This window comes from Rhodococcus sp. NPDC057529 (genome assembly GCF_042802055.1).
Lineage (GTDB): Bacteria > Actinomycetota > Actinomycetes > Mycobacteriales > Mycobacteriaceae > Rhodococcus_F.
This window is the reverse complement of the sequence record NZ_JBHVEY010000011.1, coordinates 52,668-66,513: the sequence shown is the minus strand read 5'-3', so window position 1 is coordinate 66,513 and position 13,846 is coordinate 52,668. Positions and strand designations below refer to the sequence as shown.

Below are 13,846 nucleotides of genomic sequence, written 5' to 3'. Positions count from 1 at the left end.
CCGGACCGATGTCAGGAAGCCGAGCCCGCGATGGATGCGTAGGTGTCGCGCAGTTCGCGCTTGAGGATCTTTCCGGCGGGGCTCACAGGCAGTGCGTCGACGAACGCGTAGTGGCGGGGGCACTTGTACTTGGCCAGCCGCGCGGCGACCATGTCCCGGACGGAGGACTCGAGTTCGTCCACCGGGCCGGAGTCCGCGGCGGGGACGATGACCGCGCAGCCCACCTCCAGGTACTTGCTGTCGGGGACACCCACTACGGCGACGGCAGCGACACCCGGATGATGGGCGAGCGCCGCCTCGATCTCCGCGGGATAGATGTTCTCGCCGCCGCTGCGGATCATGTCCTTGCTGCGACCGCTGACCAGCAGGAAGCCGTCCTCACTGATCTGCCCGAGGTCACCGGTCCGACACCAGCCGTGGACGAACGTCGCCTTCGTGGCTTCCGGGCGATTCCAGTACAGCCCGGAAATGGCGGGCGACCTGACCCAGATCTCCCCCACTTCACCGGCTGCGGCATCGACGTCGTCGGATGCCACCACGCGAATCTCGGTGAGGGGCAGCGGCCGGCCGACAGTGTGGGCGTGGCTCCGGCTGAACTCCTGCACGAGGACTGCGGACTGTCCGCCGCCCTCGGTAAGGCCGAATCCCTTGTTGAGAACCGCGTGGGGCAGGTGTTCGCTCAACGCGTCGATCGCCCACGCTTGCAACGGATCACCGCCGGACATGATGAGCTCGAGGGGGTCGAGTTTGCGGAGTTCGCCGGCTCCCATCGCGATCAGGTCGTAGATGAGGAACGGGTAGAGCAGCGCGTGGGTGACCTGCGCGGCCTCGATCGTGCCCGCGATGCGCTCAGCGGACATTCCGCCGCTGGACATGATCACGGCCTTCCCGTAGACCATGAGCGCCGGCAGGGTGAAGCACTCGAAGGCGCCTGCGTGGTAGAGCGGACCGGTCGTCAACGTCACGGTCTCAGAGGTGAAGCCCCACTGCATGGCCTGGATGGTGGCGAACCACATGACATTGTCATGGGTCCATACCGACCCTTTCGGTCGGCCGGTCGTTCCGGAGGTGTACATGATCATGACCGGATCATTTCCGGCCGGTCGCGGAAGATCGTCGACACCGTGATCGGGGCAGGTGAGGTCGGGTTCCATGGCCCATTCGGGTACCGGAGTGTCGTCGTCCTCGAGGCAGAACCAGGTCCGGACCGAGAGGTCACCGCGAACCGGCTCCAGCTGGTCACTGCGGCTGGAGTGAAAGAAGACCACCTCGCTCCCCGAGTCCTCGATGAGAAAGGACAGTTCCGCGGGAGCGAGCCGGAAATTCAGGCGGACGGCGATTGCGCCGATGCGGGCGATCGCGAAGTACAGGGCGACGTAGTCGAGGGAGTTCAGCAGGATGATTCCGACCCGGTCGCCCTTGACGACCCCGGCGTCCCTGAGCGCTGTCACGTAGCAATCGCGGCGGGCGCGGAGATCGGCGTAGGTCCACCATGTTGTTCCGTCGATCGACACCGCGGGGGCGCTCTTGTCGCCCCGCGGCAGCGCCCGGAAAGGTGAATCCACGATGTGGTTGATGTCCATGGGAACTCCTACGGTCCTACGTTACCGGCGGTCACAATAACGGCGGGGGTCGACCGAGTGGCATGGGGACGATCGGGTTGTGCGATCCGGACAACGGCGTCGACCGCGAACACACCCTGCCCTTCGGCACACACCATCACCGGGTTCGCTTCGAGTTCGACCACACCGGAGTCGACCAGATCGGCGGCGCGCGACACTGCGACCACGGCGTCACGCAACGCCGTGAGGTCCCCCTTGGGGAGGCCGCGGAAACCGGCGAGTGCACGGAACGCGGTCACCTCGTCGATCATCTCCTGGGCCGTGGCCGGATCGACGGGTGCGAGACGGACGCCGCGGTCCTGGTGGAGTTCGGCCAGCACTCCGCCCGCGGCGAGAAGCACGATCGGGCCGACATCCGGGTCGACCCGGAACCCGATGAGGGCCTCGCCGAGACCTCGGATCATCTGCTGCACGAGAATCTGGTCGGTCGGCACGGTGGGGTCGGTTCGCCGCACCGACGAGACGATGGTGTCGACGGCGGACGTCAACCCGGCGGTGTCCTCGACTCCGAGGACGACGCCACCCAGGTCTGATTTGTGAGCCAGTCCGGCGGCATGAATCTTCACCGCGGCGGGTGTGGCCACCGGGATCTCGTCGAAGGGTCCTGCCGTGTCGAGAACCGCGAACGGGGCGTATGGGATACCCAAGTCGGTGAACACCCCGTACGAGGATTGCTCGTCGAGGACGTTCGTCGTCGTCGGTGCCGGAACGGGAGAGAGTGCCGCCATCCGGGGTGCCCTGGAAGCGAATACCGAAACGATCGCGTCGGCGCAGGACTCCGGGGACCGGAAGGCGCTGATCCCGCAGTCACGAAGCATGCGTAGCGCATCCGGCGCGGAGGGTACGACGAACGCAACGAGGGCCTTGTCGCCTCCTGCGGCGTCGACGATCGGCTTGACGGCGTGCTCCGGATGAAAGCGGGCAGACGAACCCGGGACCGCCACGACGGCATCGAACTCGGGGGCTGCGAGCAGGATGTCGAGTGCGGACTTCATCACCTCGTATCGAGTTCCCGCCAGGGTGAGGTCGACGAGGGTGCCACCCCCTGCATCGATGCCGGCGTCGGCGAGCCGGGCTCGGGTCTGCTCGCTCGGCCGGGTCGGTTCGGCGCCGGCCATTGCCAGGCAGTCCACCATCATCGCCCCGCCACCGCCGGTGGTGGACACGACGGCCACCCGCGGAGCCGAACGCGCAGCTCCGAGGGTCCGGGCGCGGCGAGCCAGGGGGTGCGCCTCGAGGAGCGCGTCGAAGGTGCGCACGCGGGTGATGCCGAGGTCGTGGAGCGCCGCATCGGCTATCGCATCATCTCCCGCGAGGGCGCCGGTGTGGGAGACAGCCAGTTCGGCAGCCGCATCCGAGCGCCCGAGCTTGTATGCCAGCACCGGCTTCCCGCGGTCGGCGGCCGCCCGCGCGAAGGCTGCGAGATCACCCGCATGGCTGAGGTTCTCGAGGAAGAGGATATAGCTCGTCACCTCGGGGTCGTCGACCGAAGCGAGGCACACTTCGCCCAACGACAGGTCGATTTCGGAGCCGGTGGAGACCATGGAGTGGAAGGCTATTCCCTCGTCCTTGCCGCGTGAGGCCAACGCACCTATGGCACTACCCGACTGGGACGCGACGAAGATCCCCCCACCCATCGGCAAGGGCTCGGAAAAGGCGGCATTCGCGGTCAGGACGAGTCGCTGGGAAGTGCTGACCACTCCGAGACTGCTGGGGCCCAGGACACGGGTCCGCCCGGCGGCGGCAACCTCCTCGAGTGACGTCATCCGTCGGCGGGCATCCACCGAACCGCCCACGAAACCGTCGGCCATGATCGTCACCACCGGAATGCCGATCCGGGAGCACTCACGCGCGGCCTCGATCGCCGGATCCGCGCCGGTAAGCACGAAGACGTGGTCCGGGACGGCGGGCAGATCGGCCAGGCTGTCGTACGCTCTGTGACCCGCGACGGTGTCGCGGTTCGGGTTGACGACGTAGACGGTCCCTGGCCAGTCGCTGTCGGCAAGATTGCGGAGAGGGCGCGAGGTGGTCTTGGCCGGATCGTCGGAGGCTCCCACGATCGCGACGGTCTGCGGCTGCATGAGTGCGTGGTAGAGGCGTTCGCCGGCATCGGGACTCATCGCGTGCCCGCCCTCTGGCTGAACCGGCGATCGAAGACGGTCTCCGCGATGCGGTTCTTGAGGATCTCGGTGGAACCACCGGCGATCTTCCAGCCACGGGTTCGCCGGAAGCAGTATTCGACCAGTGATTCTTCGCTGAACCCGATACCACCCATCGCCTGAACGGCGAGGTCTGCGGCGCCGAATCCGGCTTCGTTGGCCGCGTACTTCGCGACAGCGGTGTCGTAGGCGGTCGGAAGGTCACCGTCGCCGACGGCGGCAGCACGGTGCAGGAGCAGTTGGGCGGACTCGAGCGCGACCGCGCGCTCTGCGAACATCCACTGCAGCCCCTGAAATTCGGCGAGGGGACGGCTGAACTGTTCGCGCTCGGTGACATGCCGCACGGCGGTATCGAAGGCATAGCGTCCGACAGCCAGCGATCGGGAGGCGTTCCCGAGCCGCTCGACGTTGAATCCCGTGATCTGCCGTTTGAAGCCGCCCTCGCCGAGAAGGACCTGAGCGTCCGGAACGAAGCAGTCCTCGAAGTACAGCTGGCACCAATGCTCACCGTTCATGAACATCGACGGTTCCCCGACGGTCAGACCGGGAGTGCCTGCGTCGATGAGCACCGAGCCGATGCCCCCCACACCCGGGCCGAATCGCACGTACACCAGGTACACCGAGGCGTCCGCACTGTGGGTTCCGAACACCTTGGTGCCGTTGATGACGAACCCGTTGTCCTTACGGATTGCGGTTGTCTGCAGGTCCGTCACCGCCGAGCCTGCCTCGGGCTCGGTCATGCTCAGTCCGATGACCGACCTCCCAGCCAGCAGGTTCGGCAGGTACTTCTCACGCTGCTCGGGCGACGCGTACTCGGCGAAGGTTCGGATCGCGCCGAAGTTGCCTGCCTGGACGACGTCCGCCGATCGCGGGCAGTGCGCTGCGACAGCTTGGATGGCGACGACAGCGGCGAGCAGCGAGGCGCCCTGTCCGCCCTTGTCCTCGGGGATGGTCAGTCCGAGCAGCCCTTGCTGCCCCATCTGCGCGGCGACGTCCCAGGGAAATTCGGGAGCGTGCGCCCTGGCGAGGGCACCCGGCGCGAGCGTCTTGGCTGCAAACGCCGAGACGGAGGCGCGGAAGTCCTCGATGTCATCGGGAAGGCGGAAGTCCACGGCGAAATCTCCTGTGTTGTGCGGTGAGTCAGTGCTGTGCGGGTGCGGGGTGGGGCGTGGGCTGTCGGTGCAGCGCGACCATCCCGCCGGGAAGATCGCCGGAGACCGTGCCGAACCGTTCCATGACGGCGGGGTCGTGGCCCGGCACCACATGATCGGGTCCGTCGGCGAGTTGCAGGACGGTGTCGAAGGCGTCGAGCATCGCGGGTACGTCGACGATCGCCGGGAACGGGTTCCGTAGTTCGAGGTTTGCGTAGTAGTGGAGCGCGTCGGAGGCGAGCACGACCCACCCGCGTTCGGTGCGCACCCGAACCACCTGCAGGCCGGGGGTGTGTCCGCCGACCGGGTGCAGTTCGACTCCGTCGGTCACTACGTGGCGACCGTCGATCTGGCGGACTCGGCCGTCGAAGGTTCGGCGCACGATGTCGCATACGTCGTCCACGTCGAAGAAGTGAGATAATTGCCGGTGCCGCATGCTGTTGCCGGTCGCGTACGCGACCTCGGCACCCTGGATCCAGATGTCAGCGCCGGGGAAGTCTCCGAGATTGCCGGCATGGTCGTAGTGCAGGTGCGTGACGACGATGTCGGTGACCTCGTCGGGCGCGATTCCCAACTCGCGCAGAGCGTCCGCCGGGCGACGCTCCAGCACTCGACCGCGACGCTCTCCGGCTTCAGGGCTGAAGCCGGTGTCCACCAGGATGATCCGATCCTCGTTGCGGACGACCCAGATGTCGAAGTCGAGCCGCATCGCGCCCGCGAGGTGCGGGTCGCCGAGGAAGTTGTCCCGGGCGACCCGGTCGACATGCCCGAGCCGGATCGCGACGACGTCGAAGGTCGCGCTCATTTCCGCGTGCCGCCGTCGATGAGCTTGACCATTACGGGGTAGTACTCGTCGCGGTAGCCGGCGTCGCGGGTGGCCTCCAACAGTTTCATGGTCTGATCCGCAGAGGCGGTGGGGACGCCCTCGTCGCGGGCGAGCTGGAGCGCCAGATTCAGATCCTTGATGGCGTACACGGTCGGGAACGTCTTGACCGGGAAGCTGTCGACGGCGAGGGTACTCAGCGCCGACTTGCGCAGGACGAAGCTGTCCGCGGATCCGAGGGTGAGCGTCTCGAACAGCAACTTCGGGTCCACCCCTGCCGCGGTACCGATGGCACGGGCCTCCGCGAGCGCGTTGACGGTCTGGAAGACCACCATGTTGTTGAGGATCTTGATGACCTGCCCGCTGCCGAGTGCGCCGGCATGGACGATGTCGGATCCCATGCAGGACAACAGCGGTTGCAGGTCGGTGAACCGTTCCGGCGTGGCGCCGACGGTGATCAGCAGGGTGCCGTCCTTGGCGGCCTGCCGCAACCGGGCCACCGGCGCGTCGACCAATTCGACGCCGTCCTTGTCTACCAGCGCCCCGAGCGCACGCGTCCGGGTCACATCGCTCGTGCTCATGTCGACGATGATCTTCGGTGGGTTGGTTGCGGACAGGAGTTCCGCTGCGACGGCTTCCACCTGGACGATGCTGGGGAGCGAGAGGAAGACGATGTCGGCCTGCTCGGCGACGTCGACCACGCTCGCGCCCCGCTTCGCGCCGGCGTCGACCACTCGGTCCAGCGACTCGGTGCTCAGATCGAAGGCGATCATCTCGTGGCCCGATCGGGTCACCAAGTTGATACTCATCGGGCCTCCCATGACGCCGAGTCCGACGAATCCGAGAGTGCGCTTGCTGCTCATGTTGGTTTCCTTCCCTACGATCTTTTCGTCGCGTCTCGCCGCTCAGTCGAGCGCGACGATCACGCTCTTGACCTGTGTGTAGCCGAGCAGTGCCTCGGTGCCCTTTTCCCGGCCGATGCCGCTGGCTTTGTATCCGCCGAACGGGATCTCGACGCCCGCCCCGGCATAGCGGTTGATCTGCACCTGGCCGGCCTGCAGTTCCCGGGCCACTCGATGTGCCCGGCCGATGTCGGAAGTGAAGACACCCGCCGACAGGCCGTACGGTGTGTCGTTCGCCTGCGCGATCGCCTCGCCGAGATCGTCGAATGCGATGACGGACTGCACCGGGCCGAACACTTCCTGCTGGGCGATCGCCATGTCGTTCGTCACGGACGCGACGAGGGTCGGCATCACGAAGAATCCCGTGTCCCGGCCGGTGGGACGGTGGCCGCCGACGATGATCTCCGCACCGTTCGCTCGGGCCTGTTCCACGATCCCGAGGACCCGGTCGCGTTGAGCAGCCGACACGAGCGGTCCGAGATCGGGATCGTCGGCACCGGGGCCGACGGACAGCCCTTGCATCTCGGCGGCGACCCGTTCGACGAATTCGTCGTGGACCGCACGATGGACGAACAACCGCGTGGTGGCGAAACAAGATTGGCCCGAGTTCCGAATCACGGCAAGGGCTCCGGCCTTCGCAGCACGCCCGAGGTCGGCGTCGGCACAGACGATCGTGGGCGATTTTCCACCGAGCTCGAGATGGGCGCCGACGATTCGCTCCGCAGCCACACGTCCCACGCTCTGGCCCGCTGCCACCGATCCGGTGAACGCGATGTGCCGGACCAGTTCGTGCCCGACCAGGGGGCTACCGACAGCAGGTCCGTCGCCGAGGACGATGTTGCACACCCCGGCCGGAAGACCGGCCTCGACCATGAGGATCGCGACGAGACTGGTCGTGAGTGGTGTCAGCTCGGACGGCTTGACGACCACCGTGTTCCCGGCGGCGAGACACGGTGCGACGCCGCGCATCATCTGGCTGAGCGGGGCATTCCAGGGGGTGATATGCGCGACGACGCCGTATGACTCGCGGACGGTGTAGGCGAAGGTGTCTGCCGCCTGTGGGATGGTTTCGCCGCCGAATTTGTCACACGCACCGGCGTAGTACTCGAGGTAGCGCGCGGTGACGGCGATGTCGCCGCGTGCCTGGGAGATGGGCTTCCCGGTGTCGGCGGACTCCAGGGCGGCCAGCATGTCTGCGTGAGCGCGGACGGTGTCGGCGAGCCGAGCGAGCACGCGTCCGCGTTCGACCGGTGCGGTCGCGGCCCAGCCTCGCCACGCGTCGTGGGCGTTGCGGACGGCCTCGTCGACCTGCTGCGCCGTGGTCTGCGCGAACCGTGCGATGACCTGTTCGGTGGCCGGGTCGTGGACGTCGTGGATTGTCGCGTCGGTTGCTGCCGCCGTCCACTTCCCGCCGATGACGGCGGTCAGGACGTCGGGCAACACCGTGGCCTCAGGCGAGTTCATGGGAGGCATTCGGGGTGAAGTTCGGGGCGCGGCGCTCGCGATGGGAGGCAACGCCTTCGGCGACGTCGGGGCCGTTGAAGGCGAGGAACTCGAGGCCGAGGGATGCGTCGAAGATCGGCCCGGCCTGGCGGTACCAGCCATTGATCGCCTGTTTGGTCCATCGGATGGCATCCTGTGCGCCGTCCGCGAGGTCTTTGGCGATGGTCGTGGCGGTGTCGAGCAGCTGCTCCTTGTCGACGGTGAGGGAGACCAGTCCCGCCCGCTCGGCGTCCTGCCCGGAGACCTCGCGGCAGGTCATCAGGAGGTATTTCGATTTCGCGATGCCGCACAGGAGCGGCCAGACGGCGGCGGCATGGTCTCCGGCGGCGACACCGAGTCGGGTGTGGCCGTCGATGATGCGTGCGTCTGTGGCGGCGACCGAGATGTCGGCCATCAGTGCGATGACGAGCCCGGCCCCGACGGCGGGTCCGTGGATGGCCGAGACGATGGGCTTCGAGCAACCGATGATGTTGTAGTACAGGTCTCGGGCCTCCTGCATGACGCGCATGTTGATCCTGTGGTCGGCGATCTGCGCCTCGACCATGTCGAAGCTGCCGCCTGCGGAGAACGCCTTGCCCACACCGTGCACGAGGACCACCCGGACCTGCGGGTCGCGGTCGATGACCTGCCAGATGAGGGCGAGTTCGCGGTGCTGGTCTTCGGTCACGGCGTTGAGGTTGGGCCCGTCGAAGACGAGCTCGAGCACGCCGGGGTGGTTGTTCTCGAACTTCAGACTGGAGAACTGCTCATAAGTGGACAACATGGGGCGTTCCTTCGTGGCGGTGGGTCAGGAGGGCAGGCCCGCCGGAGCGGACCAGTTTGCGAGGACGTCGTCGACGGTTGCTCCCTCACGGGCGGACAGTCCCGGCCGGCGGGCCGGTGTTCGGTGCAGACGCGGTGAGGGCGCGGGATGGCAAATCCCGTGGACGTCGACGTACACCCCGCGTTCGGCGTTGTGTGCGTCGCGGGCCGCCTCGGGGAAGTTCAGCACCGCGGTCACGCAGGCATCGGTGCCGTCGAAAATCTTTGTCCATTCGGCCATCGAGCGGGTCGCGACCCGTTCCTCGATCAAGGCCCGCAGCGTCGGCCAGTTCGCCTCGTCGTCCCGGTCGGGCCACGCCGTGGTGTCCTCTCCGAGCCCGGCGAGGAATGCGAGGTAGAAATCCGCTTCGAGGGCGCCGACCGCGACGTACCGCCCGTCGGCGCAGCGGTAGGTGTCGTAGAACGGTGCCCCGTTGTCGATGTGATTGGTTCCTGGCTCGTCGGAGAACAGGCCTGCCGCACGCAGGCCCTGCATGCGTGCGGTGAGCAGTGCCGCTCCGTCCACCATCGAGACATCGACGACTTGCCCCTCGCCCGACCGAGCGGACTCGAACAGGGCGCAGACGATTCCGTAGGCGCCGAGTGCGCCGCCGCCGGCGTAGTCGCCGAGGTAGTTCACCGCCGGCCGGGGGCGTTCACCGGGATGTCCGAGGGTGTGCAGGACACCGGACTGGGCGATGTAGTTGATGTCGTGTCCGACAGCCTTCGCCAGGCGGCCGGTCTGGCCGTAGCCGGTGATCCGTGCGAACACAATCGCCGGATTGCGGTCGAGGACGACGTCCGGGCCGAGACCGAGCCGCTCGGCGACGCCGGGACGGTAGCCCTCCATGAAGATGTTCGCCGAGTCGATGAGGCGGAGCACGGATTCGATCCCGGCGGGACTCTTGAGATCGGCTTCGACGGAGGTGGTCCCCCGGTTGACCACGTCCCGGTCCGGGGACAGTCCCTTGGTCTGTCCGATCTCGCGCGCGGAGCGGTGCTGTGGGCGCGCGACGCGGACGACGTCGGCGCCCATGTCGGAGAGCAGCATCGAGATGAACGGGGTGGGCCCGAGTCCCTCCAGAACGACAACTCGTGTTCCGGAGAGGGCACCGCGCCGCGCGGACATCAGTACGACCTCGGCATTTTGAGGACGTTGTGCGAGACGAAGTTGAGCACCATCTCTTGCGAGAACGGCGCGTTCAACTGGAGGCGGCATTCCCGCCACAGCCGCTCGACGTGGTATTCCTTCGAGTACGCGTAGCCGCCCAGGGTCGACATCGCGCGATTGCAGGCTTCGAACCCGGCTTCGGCGCCGAGGAATTTCGCTGCGGCGGCTTCCTTGCCGCATCGCTGTTGCGTGTCGAACAGGGTCGCCGCATGCATGGCCATCCGCTCAGCTGCCTCGAGGCGGATCCACGAGTCTGCCAGTGGATGCGCTACCGCCTGGTTCTTGCCGATGGGGCGATCGAACACGACTCGGTCCTTGGCGTACTGAACCGCGATGTCCATTGCGGCGCGACCGATTCCGATTTGTTCCATGGCGACAACGATGCGCTCGGGGTTGAGTCCGTCGATGAGGTACTGGAAGCCCTTGCCGACTTCGCCGACGACCTCGTCGTCCCGGACCGGCAGGTCGTCGATGAACAGCTCGTTCGAGTCCAGCGCCGAACGGCCGCACTTCTCGATCTCCCGGATGGTGACGTGGTCCCGGTTGAGATCGGTGAAGAAGATCGTCATGCCGTCGAGCGGGTTGGCGTCATCGCGCGGTGAGGTGCGGGCGAGCAGCAGGATCTTGTCCGCGTTCTGCGCGTTGCTGATCCAGACCTTCTGACCGTTGACGACCCAGCCCCCGTCGACCTTCTTGGCCATGGTGCGGATGCGGGAGGTGTCGACGCCGGCGGTGGGTTCGGTGACGCCGAAGCACATGAGGATTTCGCCGCTGGCGATCTTCGGTAGCCACTGCTTCTTCATTTCCTCGGAGCCGAAGTTGATGATCGGCGCCGGGGGGAAGATCGAGAAGTGGATGGCCGACGCACCACTGTTCGCGGCACCGGAAGCGGAGATCTCGTAGAGCATCACGGCCGCCTCGGTCATCCCGAGCCCGAGTCCGCCGTATTCCTCGGGAATGATCAGGCCCAGCCAGCCACCGTCGGCGAACGCCTTGACGAACTCGCGAGGGTATTCGGCCTTCTTGTCCTTCTGCCGCCAGTATTCGAGATCGAAGCTGCGGGCCAGATCGCGTGTCGCCTTTCTGACGACGTCGACGGTGGTTTCCTCGGTGACGATGGTCATGGTGTTTCTCCTAATTCTGCAAAGAGGGAATGGCGGCGAGACTGTCCACGGAGTCGAGTGCGGCGAGATCGCCCGTCGGTTCTCCGAGATGCTGTGCGCGGATGACGCGGCGCATGATCTTGCCGTTCTTGGTCTTCGGCAGAGCCGACACAAGGTGGACGTCGGGGGCGAATGACCGCCCGACGTTGTGGACCGCCGTGGCGACGAGGTCGTCCTCGTCGGTCCCGGCGTCCCGCACGACGACAAAGGCAACGACCTTCTGGCCGCGGTGTTCGTCGGGCACCCCGATCACGGCGACCTCGACGATGCGAGGATCCTTGAGCAGGGCGGCCTCGAGCTCCGCGGGCCCGATTCGCCGCCCGGACACCTTCATCGTGTCGTCCGAACGGCCGTGGATCTTCCAGCTCCCGGACGGCGACACGCTTGCCAGGTCACCGTGAACCCAGACGTCGGGCCAGGTGTCCCAATAGGTTTTCAGATAGCGGTCGGTATCCCTCCAGAACGAGTGGGTCATTCCGGGCCAGGTGTTCATCACGGCCAGTTCCCCGATTTCGTCGAAGACCGGCGCACCGGCCGCGTCGAGGACGGCGGCGTCCATACCCAGCATGGGGCCGTTGAACGACGCCGCGTCCGCGGCGAGGAACGGGTAGCAGACGATGATTCCGCCGGGGACCTCGGTTCCGCCGCTGTAGTTGATGACGGGGCGGGTGCCCTTGCCGACGTGGTCGAACAACCACCGCCAGGTGGGCTCGTCCCATGCCTCACCCGTGGAGGCGAAGGAAACGAGGGTCGACAGGTCCTGACCGATTTCCTCGTTCTGTGTGGCCGCCATGATCGCCCGTGCCGCGGTCGGAGCGATGCCCTGCAGGGTGACCCCGTTGCGTTCGACGATTTCCCACAGCCGGTTCCGGCTCGGGTACGTCGGGACGCCTTCGGTCAGAACCAGGGTGGCGCCGTGCTGGAGAACTCCGATGAGGAGTACGCCGTACAGCATCCAGCCGATGTCGGCGATCCAGGCGACGACATCGCCCCGGTGGACGTCGAATCCGTAGGCCGCGTCGACACCGCACTTGGCGGCCAATCCGCCGTGTGAGTGGACGATGCCCTTCGGTGCGCCGGTGGTACCGGAGGTGTAGGCGATGACGACCGGGTCGTTGGGGTCGGTGTCCACGGTCGGGGTCGGCGCGGGGTCGGCCGGGAGTTCGTCCCAGTAGAGGTCGCGGCCGGCAGTCATCGGAGCCCCGTCGCCGAGATTGCGAACGACGATGACCTTGCGGATCGACGTCGTCTCCGCGAGGGCCTCGTCCGCGGTCTCTTTGAGGGGTATCCGCTTGCCGCGGCGGGTCGTCGCGTCCGCCGTCACGAGCACGACCGCCTCGGAGCTGCGGATGCGTGAGGCTACGGCCTCGGCGCCGTAGCCGGAGAACGCCGGGACCACGACCGCGCCGATCATGGCGGCAGCGAGGAAGGCCACCGCGGTCTCGGTGGCCACCGGGGTGAACAGCACGATCCGGTCGCCCTTGCCGACGCCGAGGTCGCGCAGGTTCGCCGCGAACCGGCGCACCTCACGGTCGAGTTCGGCGAAGGTGAGCGCCCGTCGAGTGCCGTTGTCGGCCTCGTAGACGATGGCGTCACGGTCGGCGAGGTCGCCCGCCGCGTGGCGGTGTGAACACAGGTGCGCCAGATTGATCCCGCCTCCGACGAACCACTTCGGAAGCGGTTTGCCGGCGGAGTCGTCGAGCACCGCGGTGAACGGGCGGCCGAACTCGATGTCGAGGTCGTCGATCACCGCCCGCCAGAACCACTCGGGATCGTCGATCGATGCGGTATGTAGTTCCTCCACTGACTCGTATCCCCACCGCTTCATCGCTGCGAGCAGCCGGTTCCGGGAGATGATCTCCTCGGTTGGCATCCAGGCGGGTGAGGAGGAGGTTCCGAAGACGCATTGCCCCTTCATGTGCACGTCCTTCTTGTGTGATCGGATGGGGATCAGGCGGGGCGCTTGAGCATGAGCCCGTTGCGGCGGGCGTTGCACACGATCTCGTCACTTTGGTTGAGTCCGAGGTGACGGAAGAAGACGATTCCGGCGTCGTTGCGGCTCTTGGACTCTCGCTTGCCGATGATCTCGGTGCGGACGTGGATGGTGTCGCCGTGGAACACAGGCTTGGGGAACGTGATCTCCTCGAACCCGAGATTCGCGACCGTCGTGCCGAGGGTGGTCTCGGGCACGGGGACACCGCAGACCAGCCCGAGGATGTAGAGGCTGTTGACCAGTCGCTGGCCGAATTCGGTGTTCTTGCTGTACTCCGCATCCAGGTGCAGGGGCGCGAGGTTCAGCGTCAGCGAGCTGAACAGTACGTTGTCGTACTCGGAGACCGTCCGCCTCGTCGGGTGGTCGATCACGAGACCGGATTCGAACTCCTCGAAATACAAACCGGGCATATCGGCGCCCTGCCTTTCACTTTGTTTCGCGTGACGAACGTCTGGCAGTTCCGCCAGGAATAGGAAGTGACCTCACGTCCGCGCGATGAGCGGGATCGGAGTCGAGTGACATGAGGCGTGTGCCCCATCCGAGAGTTAATCTACTGTC

At 66.5% G+C, this 13,846-nt stretch carries 11 protein-coding genes; all 11 read right to left on the bottom strand.

Features of this window, described 5'->3' with window-relative positions; genetic code table 11:
- Nucleotides 1–11: 11 nt before the first annotated feature.
- Genes ACFU5V_RS22370 through ACFU5V_RS22320 form a run of 11 tightly spaced genes read right to left on the bottom strand, consistent with a single transcriptional unit; the run spans nucleotide 12 to nucleotide 13,746 of the window.
- Nucleotides 12–1,583 carry a class I adenylate-forming enzyme family protein gene (locus tag ACFU5V_RS22370; RefSeq protein ID WP_378701950.1) on the bottom strand — a complete coding sequence of 524 codons (1,572 nt, stop codon included), beginning with the start codon at nucleotides 1,581–1,583 and terminating at the stop codon, nucleotides 12–14.
- 8 nt (nucleotides 1,584–1,591) lie between these two features.
- Nucleotides 1,592–3,742, bottom strand: a complete 2,151-nt coding sequence (locus ACFU5V_RS22365) for an acetate--CoA ligase family protein (RefSeq protein WP_378701948.1) — start codon at nucleotides 3,740–3,742, stop codon at nucleotides 1,592–1,594.
- The gene (locus tag ACFU5V_RS22360) at nucleotides 3,739–4,893 is read right to left on the bottom strand and encodes an acyl-CoA dehydrogenase family protein (RefSeq protein ID WP_378701946.1); all 1,155 of its coding nucleotides are present in this window, start codon (nucleotides 4,891–4,893) and stop codon (nucleotides 3,739–3,741) included. The genes ACFU5V_RS22365 and ACFU5V_RS22360 overlap by 4 nt, the downstream gene beginning before the upstream one ends.
- Before the next feature lie 28 nt (nucleotides 4,894–4,921).
- Nucleotides 4,922–5,737, bottom strand: coding sequence for an N-acyl homoserine lactonase family protein (locus tag ACFU5V_RS22355; protein WP_378701944.1), 816 nt, complete (start codon nucleotides 5,735–5,737; stop codon nucleotides 4,922–4,924).
- Nucleotides 5,734–6,618, bottom strand: coding sequence for an NAD(P)-dependent oxidoreductase (locus ACFU5V_RS22350; RefSeq protein WP_378701942.1), 885 nt, complete (start codon nucleotides 6,616–6,618; stop codon nucleotides 5,734–5,736). Before ACFU5V_RS22350 ends, ACFU5V_RS22355 begins: the two co-directional genes overlap by 4 nt.
- Nucleotides 6,619–6,660: 42 nt before the next feature.
- Nucleotides 6,661–8,121, bottom strand: a complete 1,461-nt coding sequence (locus ACFU5V_RS22345; protein WP_378701940.1) for an aldehyde dehydrogenase family protein — start codon at nucleotides 8,119–8,121, stop codon at nucleotides 6,661–6,663.
- Nucleotides 8,108–8,923 (bottom strand): enoyl-CoA hydratase/isomerase family protein, encoded by an 816-nt coding sequence (locus ACFU5V_RS22340; protein ID WP_206008255.1) that lies wholly within the window; start codon nucleotides 8,921–8,923, stop codon nucleotides 8,108–8,110. Before ACFU5V_RS22340 ends, ACFU5V_RS22345 begins: the two co-directional genes overlap by 14 nt.
- A 24-nt stretch (nucleotides 8,924–8,947) precedes the next feature.
- Nucleotides 8,948–10,090 (bottom strand): CaiB/BaiF CoA transferase family protein, encoded by a 1,143-nt coding sequence (locus ACFU5V_RS22335; RefSeq protein ID WP_378701938.1) that lies wholly within the window; start codon nucleotides 10,088–10,090, stop codon nucleotides 8,948–8,950.
- Nucleotides 10,090–11,256: an acyl-CoA dehydrogenase family protein gene (locus ACFU5V_RS22330; protein WP_087560871.1), complete on the bottom strand. Its 1,167-nt coding sequence runs from the start codon at nucleotides 11,254–11,256 to the stop codon at nucleotides 10,090–10,092. Before ACFU5V_RS22330 ends, ACFU5V_RS22335 begins: the two co-directional genes overlap by 1 nt.
- 10 nt (nucleotides 11,257–11,266) lie before the next feature.
- Complete coding sequence (locus ACFU5V_RS22325) at nucleotides 11,267–13,213, bottom strand: AMP-binding protein (protein ID WP_378701936.1); 1,947 nt, start codon at nucleotides 13,211–13,213, stop codon at nucleotides 11,267–11,269.
- A 32-nt stretch (nucleotides 13,214–13,245) separates the two neighbouring features.
- Complete coding sequence (locus ACFU5V_RS22320) at nucleotides 13,246–13,746, bottom strand: MaoC family dehydratase (protein ID WP_378702313.1); 501 nt, start codon at nucleotides 13,744–13,746, stop codon at nucleotides 13,246–13,248.
- Nucleotides 13,747–13,846: the final 100 nt, after the last annotated feature.